At 47.2% G+C, this 13,952-nt stretch carries 12 protein-coding genes; 10 read left to right on the top strand and 2 right to left on the bottom strand.

The window, feature by feature from the left end; translation table 11 throughout:
- Positions 1-2: 2 nt before the first annotated feature.
- The 8 genes from HRU23_10250 (at position 3) to cobM (ending at position 7,039) form a co-directional block, all read left to right on the top strand.
- The gene (locus tag HRU23_10250; protein ID NRA54515.1) at positions 3-1,106 is read left to right on the top strand and encodes a cobalt-precorrin-5B (C(1))-methyltransferase; all 1,104 of its coding nucleotides are present in this window, start codon (positions 3-5) and stop codon (positions 1,104-1,106) included.
- Positions 1,103-1,861: a precorrin-6A/cobalt-precorrin-6A reductase gene (locus HRU23_10245; protein NRA54514.1), complete on the top strand. Its 759-nt coding sequence runs from the start codon at positions 1,103-1,105 to the stop codon at positions 1,859-1,861. The genes HRU23_10250 and HRU23_10245 overlap by 4 nt, the downstream gene beginning before the upstream one ends.
- Positions 1,854-2,492, top strand: coding sequence for a precorrin-8X methylmutase (locus HRU23_10240; protein ID NRA54513.1), 639 nt, complete (start codon positions 1,854-1,856; stop codon positions 2,490-2,492). The genes HRU23_10245 and HRU23_10240 overlap by 8 nt, the downstream gene beginning before the upstream one ends.
- A complete protein-coding gene (cbiE, locus tag HRU23_10235; protein NRA54512.1) occupies positions 2,493-3,758 on the top strand; it encodes a precorrin-6y C5,15-methyltransferase (decarboxylating) subunit CbiE in 1,266 nt (421 codons plus the stop codon).
- Between the two features lie 252 nt (positions 3,759-4,010).
- The gene (locus HRU23_10230; protein NRA54511.1) at positions 4,011-4,676 is read left to right on the top strand and encodes a precorrin-2 C(20)-methyltransferase; all 666 of its coding nucleotides are present in this window, start codon (positions 4,011-4,013) and stop codon (positions 4,674-4,676) included.
- Positions 4,673-5,512 (top strand): cobalamin biosynthesis protein, encoded by an 840-nt coding sequence (locus HRU23_10225; protein ID NRA54510.1) that lies wholly within the window; start codon positions 4,673-4,675, stop codon positions 5,510-5,512. Before HRU23_10230 ends, HRU23_10225 begins: the two co-directional genes overlap by 4 nt.
- Complete coding sequence (gene cobJ, locus HRU23_10220) at positions 5,505-6,281, top strand: precorrin-3B C(17)-methyltransferase (GenBank protein ID NRA54509.1); 777 nt, start codon at positions 5,505-5,507, stop codon at positions 6,279-6,281. The genes HRU23_10225 and cobJ overlap by 8 nt, the downstream gene beginning before the upstream one ends.
- Positions 6,278-7,039, top strand: coding sequence for a precorrin-4 C(11)-methyltransferase (cobM, locus tag HRU23_10215; GenBank protein ID NRA54508.1), 762 nt, complete (start codon positions 6,278-6,280; stop codon positions 7,037-7,039). The genes cobJ and cobM overlap by 4 nt, the downstream gene beginning before the upstream one ends.
- On the opposite strand, the gene HRU23_10210 is transcribed toward cobM, so the two are convergent.
- Positions 6,955-7,236, bottom strand: a complete 282-nt coding sequence (locus HRU23_10210) for a hypothetical protein (protein ID NRA54507.1) — start codon at positions 7,234-7,236, stop codon at positions 6,955-6,957. The two genes, cobM and HRU23_10210, sit on opposite strands and share 85 nt — an antisense overlap.
- A 273-nt stretch (positions 7,237-7,509) precedes the next feature.
- Positions 7,510-8,664 carry a sirohydrochlorin chelatase gene (locus HRU23_10205; protein NRA54506.1) on the bottom strand — a complete coding sequence of 385 codons (1,155 nt, stop codon included), beginning with the start codon at positions 8,662-8,664 and terminating at the stop codon, positions 7,510-7,512.
- 174 nt (positions 8,665-8,838) lie between these two features.
- On the opposite strand from HRU23_10205, the gene cobW reads away from it, so the two are divergent.
- Entirely contained in the window at positions 8,839-9,924 is a 1,086-nt protein-coding gene (gene cobW / locus HRU23_10200; GenBank protein ID NRA54505.1) for a cobalamin biosynthesis protein CobW, read from the top strand.
- Complete coding sequence (cobN, locus tag HRU23_10195) at positions 9,924-13,907, top strand: cobaltochelatase subunit CobN (protein NRA54504.1); 3,984 nt, start codon at positions 9,924-9,926, stop codon at positions 13,905-13,907. Before cobW ends, cobN begins: the two co-directional genes overlap by 1 nt.
- Positions 13,908-13,952 lie beyond the last annotated feature (45 nt).

Raw genomic sequence — 13,952 nt, 5'->3', positions numbered from 1 at the left:
CAATGTGGCCCGAGAGTGAAGAAAAGCCCAAGCAACTAAAAACCGGTTTAACCACCGGTTGTTGTGCGACTGCCTGTAGTGTCGCCGCGGCTTATCATTTACTTGACCAGCAACTCATTACCATTAGCGAAGTGACCTTGCCACGCGGCAAAGTAGTAACACTTGAAATCATTAGCAATACCAAATTATCGGCGAGCCAAGCGCGGGCCGAAGTGATTAAAGATGCTGGTGATGATCCTGACGCGACTCATGGCGCGACCGTTTTTGTTGAGCTGAGCTTAATCGCAGAGCCGGGCATTGTTTTTAAGGCCGCCAGCGGTGTTGGCACGGTGACAAAAACGGGCTTAGCTTTAGCGGTTGGTGAACCAGCGATTAATCCGGTGCCACGAAAAATGATCACGGATCACCTAACCGATATTGCACAAATGTTTAATTACGCGGGTGGCTTTGAAGTGGCTGTTGGCGTGGTTAACGGTGAAGAAATTGCGTTGAAAACCATGAATGGCCGCTTGGGCATTCTAGGCGGGCTGTCAATTTTAGGGGTGTCGGGCATTGTTCGGCCATTTTCATGTTCTGCCTACATTGCGTCTATTTATCAAGGTATCGATGTCGCCGCGAGCAATGGCTTTCGTCATATTGCTGCCTCAACAGGCAATAGCAGCGAAGCGGCCATTAAAGCCTATTATCAATTACCCGATACCGCGTTGATTGAAATGGGCGACTTTGCTGGCGCGGTAATTAAACAACTCAACAAAGTGCCAATGACTAAACTGAGTTTGTGTGGCGGCATTGGCAAGGTCAGCAAATTAGCGCAGGGCAAATGGAATCTCCATAGCAAAGTCGCGGCAATCGACTTTGATTTCTTAGCGCAGTTGGCGGCGGAACTCGGCGGCGACGATTGCTTGCAGCAAAAAATTATTAACGCCAATACCACCATTGAAGCACTGCAACTGTGTTACGAGCAGCGGATAGATTTAGCCAGCGCGATTTGCCAGCAAGCTTATTTGCAGCTGCGGGCTAAATTGCCCGAAGCAATGGCGCTAGAAGTCTGGGCAATCAATCGCCAAGGTCAGCTGATTGGTTTTGGTGGGGTCAATACCCCATGAAGTTATTATTACTCGGCGGCACCGCCGATGGTCGCAAACTCGCTGCCCAATTACACCAGTTACCGCAAGTTGAGGTGATTTATAGTGTCGCGGGTTTGGTGCGTCAACCGATCCTAGATTGCGCGGTCATTAGTGGCGGCTTTACTCAATTTGGCGGGCTCGAGCAGTATATTAAGCAGCATCACATTGACGCTATTTTAGATGTAACCCACCCGTATGCGGCGATAATGAGTAACAAGGCCAGCGTGGCGGCGCAAAGATGTGATATCGCATATTGGCGCTTTCATCGCCCTGAATGGCAGCCAGTAGCTGGTGATAATTGGCAACAATTTGAACAGGTAATGCAGTTGCCACAGCTAACTCAGGGTTATCAGCGGGTATTTTTTACCATTGGTCAGCTTGAACAAAGTTTGGTCGAGCAGCTCGACATTAGTTTAATGGCGGGCGCTCAGCGACATCTGGTACGCACGGCTGTGCCATCAAAGGTTGTTTTGGGGCAGGGCATGCACTGGCTTAAAGCCATTGGGCCGTTCAACGTTGACGATGAAGTGGCCTTAATGCGCCAGCATAAGGTTGATCTGCTCGTCACTAAAAATAGCGGCGGAGCTTCTACCTACGCCAAACTTGAAGCGGCACGTTTATTACAAATTCCGGTTTTAATGCAAAGCCGGCCGTCACCGCCTAATGCCGATAAGCTTTTTATCGAGCCAGCGGCGGTGTTGCAATATATTACAAAGAAAATACAACATGAATAATTACGAAATTAATCCACAAAGCATCGAGCAACAAAGCTTTATTCAGATCCGTGAGTTAACTCAGCTTGATCATTTGAGCATTGAGCAACAACAGGTGGTGATGCGAATTGTTCATAGCTTAGGGCTGCCAAGTGTCAGTGAGCTAGTGCAGTTTAGCGCTAATGCTTGTCAGCAAGGGCTGGCAGCAATTAGCAATAATGCGACTATTTTATGCGACGTTGAAATGGTTAAGCAGGGCATTACCAAGCGGATGAATGATCTGCCGACCCAGTGTTACCTTAATGATCCGCGAGTGCCTGCGTTAGCAAAATCGCGTGGCGAAACCCGAACCATGGCGGCCTTAGATTTTTGGCGCGATGAGCTGGCGGGCAGCATTGTGTTAATTGGCAATGCGCCGACCGCTTTGTTTCGCTTACTGGAAATGATCCGCCAAGGCGCGGGCAAGCCCGCATTGATTATTGGCATGCCCGTTGGTTTTGTTGGCGCAGCCGAGTCGAAACAAGCATTGTGGGATAGCCATCTTGAATTGGGCATTGAGTGCATTACGTTGCTCGGTCGTCAAGGCGGCAGTGCCGTGACCGCAGCCAGTTTAAATGCTTTGTTACGTTGTTCAATTGGCGAGTTATATTAAATGGCCACTAACGCAGTAAACCTTAATATATCAATCGATGTCATTGGCCTTGGTGTCAGTGACGAGGCGTTATTAAGCCCGGTGGCTGCTGCTGCAATCGAGCGCTGCGTGGTGGTTATAGGTTCACTGCGTCAGCTTGCGACCGTTAGTCATTTGCTTGGGCAGCAGCAACAAATCGAATTACCAAAATTAAGCGAGCTTAAGCAATTGCTGGCTGCATATTCTGAGCAGCAGGTGGTGATTTTAGCCTCGGGCGATCCTCTTCATTATGGCATTGGTCGTTGGTTGGTTAAGCAGGTTGGTCGCGAAAATCTTAATTTTCATCCAGCGGTATCGAGCATTCAAGCGGCTTGTCATCACCTTGGTCTGGCGCTGCAAGATGTTGAAGTATTAAGCCTGCATGGCCGCGCGGTAGAAAAAATTCGCCGCAGCTTTAAAGCGCAGCAGCACTTAGTGATCCTTACCGATCAACACAGCCAGCCAGCGCGGTTAGCGCAAGAATGTATTGATAATGGTTTTGGCGACTCTACTTTATGGGTGGCTGAAAATTTGGGTTATCCACAGCAGCAAATACGTCAATTTAGTCCGCAGCAATTACTAGACGATCCTAATTTAGTGTTTGATCCTTTGCATGTCACCGTGATCGATGTGCAGGGCGCGGGCATAAGACCGCAGTTTCCGGGCTTTGACGATACCCTATTTATTACCGGCCAACCCGATGGCAAAGGTATGATCACCAAGCGCGAAGTACGGTTAATGATCCTATCTTTATTAGCCCCTGCGGTTGAGGATATTATTTGGGATGTTGGCGCGGGTTGTGGCAGTGTTGCGATTGAGCTGGCCTATTGGCAACCGCGCGCGACTGTTCATGCCATCGAGCATCATCCGCAGCGTCTTGAATGCCTAAACGCTAACCGCGATAAATTTGGGGTGGTTGCTAACCTTAAAATTATTGCTGGACGCGCGCCGCAGCAATTAAGCGATTTGCCCGTTGCGAATAAGGTATTTATTGGCGGCAGTGATGGCGAGCTTACGCCGATATTGCAGCAGGTATGGCAGCAACTTCCGGTTGGTGGTGTGTTAGTGGCGAGTGCGGTGACCGAGCAAACTAAGGCCCAGCTAATCGCGTTTAGTGCTAAACCAGCTGACAGCGCGGTGGTTGAAACAATGCAGCTAGCGGTGAGCCGTGGTCAGCAGTTGGCGGGACAGTTAATGTATAAACCGAATTTCCCGGTAACCTTGTTCAAAATAATGAAGTTAAAATAAAAAGATCACATGCCTGTGCACTTAATTCAGGCAGCGATTAAATAAATAGGTTAGCAGGTTAAAGTAAGCAAACAGTTACTGGAATGGATACCAGTTCAAGCCTCCATGGATGGATTTACGGCGAGTTGAGCGTCTTTATCCTGTTGACCTGAAGCACCCAATAAGCATGAACAATTAACATGATCAAATTAGGAGTAACGCGTGAGCGGTAAATTTATCGGGGTTGGGGTTGGCCCCGGCGATCCTAAACTAATGACCTTAAAAGCCTATGAGTTAGTGAAAGACGCCGCTGTGCTGTGTTATCTCACTGACAGCAACGGTGATTCACAGGCTAAAACAATTGCGCTTGGCGCCGTGGGGCAATTAAACCCAAACACGCTTGAGTTGCCAGTTATAATGCCAATGGCTAAAGATCGAACCTTAGCCAATGCCGCTTATGATCAGGCCAGCATTGAAATTTCAGCGCAATTAGCCGCTGGTAACGACGTGTTATTTTTATGCGAAGGCGATCCTCTGTTTTTTGGCTCGTACAGTTATTTACTTGAACGCTTACAGGGCGAATTCACTTGTGAAGTCGTGCCTGGTATTTCGTCGGTTAATGCGGCAGCTTCAGCGCTTGTTGCGCCGCTGACCACGTTAACCGACTCGTTTGCGGTGGTGAGTGGCCGTCACAGTGACGAGTTTTTACGCCAAACGTTAAGCACTTACGACAGTGTGGTGATCATGAAAGCGGGGCAATCGCGGCCACGTATTTTAGCCGCACTTAAGCAGACCAACCGCAGTAATGACGCCAAATATCTTGAATACATTGGTCGTGATCAGCAATATATTGAGCAGGACGTTACTCAGTTGGCTAATCAAGCCGGGCCTTATTTTTCGCTGTTTGTGATAACCCGTCGGGACAAAACCACTCGATGATTAAGATTATTGCGCTGACAGAGGCTGGTTTAGTCTTAGCTAATAAGCTGGATCAGACTTTTAAGCAGCCCAGCGATAAGAACAGAGATGAGCATAGTGCTGAAAATAATGCTGAAAAGAGTGCTGAAAAGAGTGAGGTGTTATATAAACCCACACCTTTTGCTGACACTGTACAACAGGCCTTTAAGGCGGGTGATGCGCTGATTTTTATCTGTGCCACTGGCATTGTGATGCGCACGTTAGCGCCAGTGCTTGAAAGTAAGCTCAGCGATCCGCCAGTATTGGTGCTTGATGAAGCCGGTGAATTTGTTATTCCGCTGCTTAGTGGTCATCAAGGCGGCGCTAATGAGTGGGCAGCCCAAGTGGCCAAGCAGCTGAAATCACAGTTGGTCATTACCACCGCAAATCCATACCTAGCGCCAGTTTATAGCGTCGGCATGGGTTGTGAGCGCGGCTGCAGTATTGATGATTTACAAACGCTATTAGCGCAATGTCTTGAACAGGCGAATTTAAACCTGTCGCAAATCACGCATATTAATAGCATTGATATTAAGCGCGATGAAGTGGGTTTAATCGAACTGGCTAAACGTATCGACAAGCCTTTTTTAACCTGGGATATAGAGCAGCTCAGCAGCGTTGAACATTTATTAAGTACCAAGTCAGATTATATTTTTAGTGTCGTTGGCGTGTATGGCGTGGCCGAATCGGCTGCGTTAGTTGACGTGATCAAACAAACGGGACAGGCAGGGGAGCTAGTCCTTAACAAACAAAAATCGGCAACGGCCACTTGTGCCATTGCCCGATCTTATCCAATAGTTAAGAGAAGTTATGAGTAAATTATTTTTAATTGGCACCGGTCCCGGTGATCTCGATTTAGTAGCACCAAAAGCACTAGCGGCAATCAAGGCAAGTACTGATTTAGTCGCCTATGGTCTTTATTTAGATCTTTTAGGTCAGCTTTGTGATGGTAAAACCCATCATGACTTACCGCTTGGGCAAGAAATTAACCGTGCTCGCTTAGCATTAGACCTAGCGGCCAGCGGCAAAGCAACGGCGTTAGTATCTAGTGGTGATATCGGCATTTATGCCATGGCGACCTTGGTGTTTGAGTTAATTGACCGCCAGTTACAAGGTTTAGAGAATAGCCCGCAATGGCTAGATGTCGATATTGAAACCATTCCTGGTATTTCGGCAATGCAGGCTGGTTCAAGCAAGGTTGGCGCGTTACTGGGCCATGACTTTTGCACCATCTCGTTATCTGACTTGTTAACGCCGTGGCAAACAATTAAAAAACGCATTGAATGCTGTGCGCTTGGTGATTTTGTGGTGTCTTTTTACAACCCTAAATCAATTAAACGTGATTGGCAGCTTGGCGTTGCACGCGATATTTTACTTGAGCACCGTCCAGCAGATACCCCAGTATTATTAGGGCGTCAGCTGACTCGTGACGATGAGTCAATTACCTTAACGACGCTTGGTCAGCTCAATGTTGATGATGTTGATATGTTTACCATGGTTACCGTGGGCAACAGTCAGTCGAAGCACATCGTAAATGGTGATAAAGAGTGGCTGTATACGCCGCGAGGATATGACAAAAAATTATGACAGTTTATTTTATCGGTGCGGGGCCGGGTGATCCCGAGCTCATTACAGTTAAAGGCCAGCGACTCATTAATGCGAGTCCCGTGGTCATTTATGCGGGTTCATTAGTGCCACGGGCAGTGATGGCCGACACTATTGCCAGCCCAGAATTTATTATTGATAGTGCCAAGCTGCATTTGGATCAAATTATTGATCATATCAAGCAAGCCAACGATCGTGGTCAAGATGTCGCGCGAGTGCATTGTGGCGATCCGGCGTTATATGGCGCCATTGGTGAGCAAATGCGTCGACTCGACCAGCTTGGTATCGATTATCAAGTGATCCCGGGTGTCACAGCAATGGCCGCTTCAGCAGCGTGGCTTAAGAAAGAATTAACTCTTTCTGGCGTATCGCAAACCATTATCATGACCCGTTATGAAGGTAAAACACCCTTCCCTGAGCGTGAACGTTTACCGGCATTAGCGGCGAGTGGCGCGACCTTGGCAATCCATTTGGGCGTAACCAAAATTGCTAAAATCGTTGATGAGTTATTACCATTTTATGGTGCAGACTGTCCGGTTGCTGTGTGTTATCGCACCTCGTGGCCAGATCAAGATCAGGTTACTGGCACGCTGGGTGATATCGTTGAGAAGGTTAGAGCCAAGAAGTTTACTCTTACTTCATTAATCTTGGTTGGTCATGTCTTAGCGACGCAAGAATTTGATGATTCGTACTTGTACGATGCAGCGCAGCCGAATATCTTTCGGCCGCCAGAGAAGTAATATTTCAGATATGGCAATGATGACTCATTAATTTTCGCCAGCAGCGAATGAGTCATCATGCTTTTTTGATCGATGCTTGGTTGAATTCGCTTATCCGCAGTTGCACGACGTTTTGACGGTTTTACATTATACGTAGAGTTGCCTTTATCATCGGTATGACCAACTACAAAAATATTGAGGCTTTTACTTTTTCTCAATACCTCAGTAATAGCCTTCAATGCGGCATCTAACTCAGACTTTGTTATAGCTAAAAAAGAGTGTTGTTATGACTAATAACAGCTGGCTAAGCGATAGCTTGTTTTTTATAAATAGACTAATAAATCTAGCTGCTGTTGTGATAAAAACAAGGTGCTAAGCAAACGTGAACTTTTGAGAATAGATAGCTCAAACTGTGACAATATAGGCGTGATAAAACTGTGGCAAGGTTGATTAACTAGCCCAGCCGAAGCTGAGCTATTTAGGGTGCTGTATTAAGACTTTTTACAAGTAGGCACCCGATCTGAATTAAGATCTTGTTGTTCTTGCTCGATGATCTCGCTTGGGAATTGCGCCATAAAACAACAGCAAACATTGTCATTAATCATGGTGCGTGGACCATGTGGGTGAGCTATGTGTTTATACGGTGCATGGCTGTGACCATGACTGTGGCCATGATCATGCGAGTGCGCGTGATCATGTGTGTGGCTATGATCATGGTCGTGCGCGTGATCATGTGCGTGACTATGATCATGGCTGTCACTAGCTTCTGGCTGATATTCGGCATGGTGATGATGGACATCAATCTCGCCACGCGCTAAGCGATCTTTAAAGTCTGCCATTAGATTTAGTTGGCTCGACTCGCTATCAATGGTTTCATTAATACGCAGCTCAAAGGTATTGATCACATGATCTTGGGCGCGTAGGTAGTCGGCTTTAAGAAATTCTACCTGTGGATTTTCTTGTGCCACTTTATCAACATAGGCATAAATACGGTCAATTAAACGACCGCCAAACAAGAAATAGGGCGCGACCACTATTTTCTTAAACCCTAGCTTTAATGCCATTTCTAAACCACGGCCAACCGACGGAAAGGTTACGCCAGAATAAACAGTTTCAGACCAGCCAAAGCCAATATTTTCACACACGGTGCGGGTTAATTTAGCGGCTTCTGCATTCGCTTCAACGACTGAGGTACCACGACCAACGACCACTAACATCGTGTCATATAACTCACCAGCGGCTGGTGTTTCGCTTAAGCCCAACGCTTCAAGAATACGCTGCTCAAATGCGCGGATCATTTCATTCTCTAGGCCCAATTCGCGGCCATAACTAATCTCTAGTTGAGGATGTTTTTGCTGATAGGTGGTTAATACCGATGGAATATCATTTTTGGCATGAGTCGCCGCAAATAACATGCCTGGAACCGCATGAATTTTTTTAACACCCTGCGCTAATAAACGGTCGAGTGCGGTATGAATATTCGGTGCTGAATACTCTAAAAAACCATAATCGATCTTAAGACTTGGGTGGCGTTCTTTAAGGCCTTTGGCCAATAATGAAAACTCTTGTTCAGCTATTTTTGCGCGGCTGCCGTGACCACAAATTAGTACGCCTGAATCATCACCAAGCGATGCGATATCTATCATAAAAAAACTCCTCTTTGGCGCATTATAACTTCTTCTCAAGCGTTGTCCTACTTCTTCTTAAGTGTTGACCTATAAGGGTCTTAATAAAATTGTTAATCCTTTGTACATGGCTGCTCATTCAACTTATAATTGCCGCCATAAATCTTAAATATTCTGTTTTTTTGGAGTCACACCATGCAGTTGAAAAAAATTCCGGTCACTATCATCACTGGCTTTTTGGGCAGTGGTAAAACCACCCTATTATCAAACGTACTTAAGCAAGCTACTGGCAAACGCATTGCCGTAATTGTTAATGAGTTTGGTGAGCTAGATATCGACGCCGATCTACTGCGCAGCTGTCCATTAGATTGTGACGATGAAGCGGCTCCTGCAACGGGTGAAAACGGTATTTATGAGCTGGCTAACGGCTGTATTTGTTGCACGGTTGAAGAAGAGTTTTTACCGGTAATGGAGCAGTTGGTTGCGCGTCGTGACGACATCGACCATATTTTAATTGAGACCAGCGGTTTGGCCTTACCAAAACCTTTAGTGCAAGCATTTAACTGGCCGCAAATTAAGCAATACTGCACCGTTGATTCTGTGATCACGTTAATCGATGGTCCAGCGGTTGCCGCAGGACGTTTTGCTGACGACGCTGATAAAGTGCAAGCACAGCGTTTAGCTGATGACAGCTTAGATCATGATCCTAGTTTACAAGAATTATTAGAAGATCAACTTAGCGCCGCCGACTTAGTCATTGTCAGTAAAAATGATCTGTTAGATCCCGAGCAGCAGAAAAAAATTGAAGCAGTCATTAGCGCGCGTGTACCAGCGGCGGTAAAAACGATTTATATTGAGAATGGCAACATTCAGTTAGACGCAATTATTGGCCTAGAAGCTGCGGCAGAAGACCACATTAATCACGTTCATAACCACCACGATCATCACCATGATCACGGCGGCGAGCATTCTCATGCCCATGATCATTTTGATTCGTTTGTGATCACATTAGGTGAGGTCGATGGCGAGAAGTTGCAGCAGCTGTTAGGCGAGTTATTAAATTCACACAACATTTATCGCGCTAAGGGTTTCGCAGCCTTGCCAAACAAGCCAATGCGCCAAGTAGTACAAGCGGTTGGTAAGCGACTTGATGTTCATTTTGATCGGATGTGGAACAACGACGAAGCGCGTCTAACCCAATTAGTGTTTATCGGTAAAGATTTGGTTAAAGCTGATATTGAAGCCGCGTTAGCACCTGCTGTGATAAAAGTGACTGGCTAATGCATTTATTGGCGGCACAACCCGGTGGTTTCACCGATGACGAGGGCATTATTGATCTGGCCCAGACTCCGGCGCCATTAGTTATTATGTGTGCCGCCGACAGTTCACTCGCCGCGCTTGCTAACGGCGTAGCGGCATTGCCGCCGCAATATCCTGAGGTGCGAATTGCCAACTGGATGCAGTTATTAAAACCTGCGGCTTTTGATCTTTACCAACATAAGGTGTTAGATCATGCTCAGGTGGTGGTGGTGTCATTGCTCGGTGGTAAAAGCTACTGGCAATATGGCTTTGAGCGCTTATTAGAATGGGCGCAGCAAGACAGTAAGCGGCAGCTAATTTTAGTGCCGGGCGACGATGTTGCCGATCCTGAACTTAGCGCCGCGTCTACTGCATCGCCAGAAATAGTGCAGCAGGTATGGCGCTATTTACGTCAAGGTGGCGCTGCTAATATTGAGCAGCTTTATCACTTTATTGGTGACCAATGTTTGCAATTTCCCGCCCAGTGGCAGCCACCCCAAGTATTACCCAATTGTTTGTTATATATGGCGGCGAACCAGCGCCCGCATCCGGTGGTCAGTCTTAAAGATTGGCAACAGCGTTGGCAAGCTAATACCTGCGTAAATGCCTGCGATAATGCCAGCAATAATACTCGCGCGGATGACGTCTCACCCGTTGCGGTTATTTTGTTTTATCGTAGCCATTTGCAAAGCGCCAATACCGAAATGTTTGATGGCTTAATTGAGGTCATTGAACAGCAGGGCTTAAACCCGCTGCCAATCGCTATTTCATCGTTACGTGATCCTGAGTCAATAAGCCTGATTAACCAGTTATTGGTTGAAACACAGGCCAGCATTATCGTTAATACAACTGGCTTTTCTTGTCATCGCGCGCCAAGCCCAGATTTAAGCTCGCAGCCGAGTCAATTTGAATCGCCTTTTGCGCTCGACATTCCGATTTTACAATTGCTACTCGCCAGTAGCACCGAGCAAGACTGGCTCGGCAGTACTCGTGGCTTACATAGTCGCGACATGGCGATGCAGGTGGTGTTACCTGAAATGGATGGCCGAATTATTACCCGCGCGGTCAGTTTTAAAGCCGCCGCTCATTATGATCAACGTTGTCAGTCGTCGGTGGTTAAATATCAATTGCACACTGAGCGTGCCGAATTTGTCGCAAAATTGGCGGCTAATTATTGCAAGCTAACGACTAAAGCTAACAAAGACAAACGCTTGGCATTAATCGTTGCTAATTACCCAACCAAAGATGGCCGAATTGGTAATGGCGTAGGTTTAGATACGCCGCAATCAACGGTCAATATTCTCAATAGTTTGGCGCAAGCGGGTTATCCGGTGGCGGATATTCCAAGTGACGGCACCGGATTAATCAAAGAGTTGCTTGGCGCTGTCACCAACAACCCTGACACGCTGCATCATTTACCTTGTTGGCAAAGTCTGGCGTTAAGTGATTACCAACATTATTTTGAGCAATTGCCGCCAGCGAACCAGCAGGCTATTTTGAGCCGTTGGGGGCCACCGCAGCAAGATCCAAAATGTCGCGATCAGCGTCTGATGATCTCGGGTATACGCTTGGGTCAAACCTTTGTTGGCATTCAGCCAGCGCGCGGCTTTAACCTTGATCTCGCAGCCAATTATCATGATCCCGACTTAGTGCCACCGCACAGCTATTTAGCCTTTTATTTTTGGCTACGCCATATTTATCAGGTCGATGCGATCGTGCATGTTGGCAAGCACGGCAACTTAGAATGGTTGCCGGGCAATGGCATTGCGTTATCGCAAGAATGTTGGCCAGATTTAGTGCTGGGGCCAATGCCAAATTTTTATCCGTTTATTGTTAATGATCCTGGTGAGGGCGCGCAGGCCAAGCGGCGGATCCAAGCGGTGATCATTGATCACTTAATGCCGCCAATGGCCCGTGCTGAACTCTATGGTGATCTCGCCGATCTCGAACATTTGGTTGATGAATACTATCAGGCAATGGGCATGGATCAAGCGCGCAGTCAGTGGTTGCGTCAGCAGATCATTGACGCGGTAAAAAGCAGTAATTTGGCCCAGGAATTAGGCGCTAGTAATGATCTAAAAGATCAAGCAAGTGATCAAAAAACCGAAGATCAATCAAATGATCAAATGCTCGATCAGCTCGACGCTTACTTGTGTGACATTAAAGAAGCGCAAATTCGCCATGGCCTGCATCGGCTGGGTCAGTTACCGCCAGCTGACAAAATCGCTGAAACCCTAGTCGCATTAATGCGCTTGCCGCGTGGCAAGGATCATATTAGCCAAGGTATTTTACATAACTTGGCTGAAGATCTTAACTTAATGATCGCAGGTCAGATCTTCGATCCTTTGGCCGCAACGGGTGTTGAGTGGCAGGGCAATCGGCCGGAGATCCTATCGAGGATCAGCACGAGTTTATGGCGTACCGACAATGACAGTCGCGAGCGACTTGAACTATTGGCACTGCAATTAATTCACACTTATGTGCTAGGAGAAACTGGCTTAGATCATACCGACTTAGATCAAAATGAGTTAGGCGATCAAAGTGGATCCGGCGATCAAAAATGTGATCTTGATAAGATCACAAATCAATATCCACGAACCGCGGTGCAACTTAACTATATTAAGCAAACAATTTTAACGGTATTAGATCTCAGCGCCGAGCAAGAATTGTCGTCTTTGCTTAAAGGACTGGCCGGTAAGTTTATTGAGCCGGGGCCCAGTGGCGCGCCAACCCGCGGCCGCTTAGATACCTTGCCGACTGGGCGTAATTTCTATTCGGTCGACAATCGCTCCATTCCGTCGCATGCGGCATGGGCGCTCGGGCAAAAATCGGCGCAGGCGTTAATTGAGCGCCATTTGCAAGAACATGGCGATTATCCCAAGCAGCTTGGGTTATCGGTTTGGGGCACCGCCACTATGCGAACAGGCGGCGATGATATCGCTCAAGCTTTTGCCTTAATGGGTATTAAACCGGTGTGGGCAGCAGGCTCACAAAGGGTGATCGATTTTGAAATTGTGCCCTGCATGCTGCTTAATCGACCGCGAGTTGATGTCACATTACGAGTTTCTGGTTTTTTCCGTGATGCCTTTCCTAATGTCATGAAGTTATTTGATGCCGCGGTAGTCGCCTTGGCTCATTATCCGGATCCGGGCACTGACAACACCATCTTGCATAATGTTAAGCAGCGTCGTCAGCAGTTAATCGACCAAGGTTTGTCAGCGAGCGAGGCCGAGCGTCAGGCTAGTTATCGGGTGTTCGGCAGCAAACCAGGCGCTTATGGTGCTGGTTTACAAGGGCTGATTGATGAGCGTTGCTGGCAAGAGCAAGGGGACTTAGCCCAAGCCTATATTAACTGGGGCGGTTATGCTTACACCAAAGACGGTAGCGATGGTGTTGCGGCGCAATCGGCCTTTAGCCATCAGCTTTCAACCCTAGAAGTGGTGGTGCAAAACCAAGATAACCGTGAGCATGACTTGCTCGACTCTGACGATTATTATCAGTTTCAAGGCGGTATGACCAACGCGGTTGAGGTACTGTCTGGCCAGCAACCACAGATTTATCATGGCGACCATTCTAATCCTAGCTTACCGAAAATTCGGACGCTAAAAGAAGAGCTTAATCGGGTTATTCGCTCGCGGGTGCTTAATCCTAAATGGATAACTGCGATGCAAGAACACGGTTATAAAGGTGCGTTTGAATTTGCCGCCAGCGTCGATTACCTGTTTGCTTACGATGCAACTACCAATTTAATTGATGATTATCAATACGAAGCGGTTGCCGAGGCCTTAATTTTTGAGCCGAAAAACCAGCAGTTTATCAAAGACAATAACCCCGATGCGCTGAGCGAAATGGCCGAGCGCTTGCTCGAAGCAACCCAACGCGGAATGTGGCAAGAACCGGGTCAATATAGCGACAAGCTGCAACAGCTGTTAATTGAGTTAAACGAACAGCAAGAGGGCAGTTGATCAACGATTAATAGTAGCGGCTCGCATCAAGCTTAGCTCGGAGCG

The sequence above is a fragment of the Gammaproteobacteria bacterium genome (assembly GCA_013214945.1).
Taxonomy (GTDB): domain Bacteria; phylum Pseudomonadota; class Gammaproteobacteria; order Enterobacterales; family Psychrobiaceae; genus Psychrobium.
The sequence above is the reverse complement of the archived record's forward strand: the minus strand, read 5'-3'. Positions and strand labels throughout refer to the sequence as shown.

What these genes read in the sequence shown, in the direction of transcription:
- HRU23_10250 (NRA54515.1), top strand. Translation starts at nt 3, where the DNA reads ATGTGGCCCGAGAGTGAAGAAAAGCCCAAGCAACTAAAAACCGGTTTA.
- HRU23_10245 (NRA54514.1), top strand. Translation starts at nt 1,103, where the DNA reads ATGAAGTTATTATTACTCGGCGGCACCGCCGATGGTCGCAAACTCGCT.
- HRU23_10240 (NRA54513.1), top strand. Translation starts at nt 1,854, where the DNA reads ATGAATAATTACGAAATTAATCCACAAAGCATCGAGCAACAAAGCTTT.
- cbiE (NRA54512.1), top strand. Translation starts at nt 2,493, where the DNA reads ATGGCCACTAACGCAGTAAACCTTAATATATCAATCGATGTCATTGGC.
- HRU23_10230 (NRA54511.1), top strand. Translation starts at nt 4,011, where the DNA reads ATGACCTTAAAAGCCTATGAGTTAGTGAAAGACGCCGCTGTGCTGTGT.
- HRU23_10225 (NRA54510.1), top strand. Translation starts at nt 4,673, where the DNA reads ATGATTAAGATTATTGCGCTGACAGAGGCTGGTTTAGTCTTAGCTAAT.
- cobJ (NRA54509.1), top strand. Translation starts at nt 5,505, where the DNA reads ATGAGTAAATTATTTTTAATTGGCACCGGTCCCGGTGATCTCGATTTA.
- cobM (NRA54508.1), top strand. Translation starts at nt 6,278, where the DNA reads ATGACAGTTTATTTTATCGGTGCGGGGCCGGGTGATCCCGAGCTCATT.
- HRU23_10205 (NRA54506.1), bottom strand. Translation starts at nt 8,664, where the DNA reads ATGATAGATATCGCATCGCTTGGTGATGATTCAGGCGTACTAATTTGT.
- cobW (NRA54505.1), top strand. Translation starts at nt 8,839, where the DNA reads ATGCAGTTGAAAAAAATTCCGGTCACTATCATCACTGGCTTTTTGGGC.
- cobN (NRA54504.1), top strand. Translation starts at nt 9,924, where the DNA reads ATGCATTTATTGGCGGCACAACCCGGTGGTTTCACCGATGACGAGGGC.